This window comes from Aerococcus viridans, from assembly GCF_002871935.1.
GTDB lineage: Bacteria > Bacillota > Bacilli > Lactobacillales > Aerococcaceae > Aerococcus > Aerococcus viridans_B.
Map to the genome: position 1 here is coordinate 1 of NZ_PNHQ01000051.1, position 446 is coordinate 446.

Below are 446 nucleotides of genomic sequence, written 5' to 3' on the forward strand. Positions count from 1 at the left end.
TCAGCATCAGTAAGTGCGTCTGAGTCTGCATCTGAATCAGCATCAACAAGCGCATCTGAATCAACATCATTAAGTGCGTCTGAGTCTGCATCTGAATCAGCATCAGTAAGCGCATCTGAATCATCTTCAGTAAGTGCATCTGAATCAGCATCATTAAGTGCGTCTGAGTCAGCATCAGTAAGTGCGTCTGAGTCAGCATCTGAATCAGTATCAGTAAGTGCGTCTGAGTCTGCATCTGAATCTGCGTCTGAATCTGCATCTGAGTCAGCATCAGTAAGCGCATCTGAGTCTGCATCTGAGTCAGCTTCAACAAGCGCATCTGAATCTGCATCTGAGTCAGCTTCAACAAGCGCATCTGAATCAGCATCAGTAAGCGCATCTGAGTCTGCATCTGAGTCAGCTTCAACAAGCGCATCTGAATCAGCATCAGTAAGCGCATCTGAGTC

1 protein-coding gene is annotated in these 446 nt (G+C 46.4%); it reads right to left on the reverse strand.

The genetic code is table 11. From position 1 onward, the window contains the following. Positions 1-446: hypothetical protein (locus tag CJ191_RS09165; protein WP_180960969.1), on the reverse strand; the 446-nt coding region annotated here is incomplete at both ends.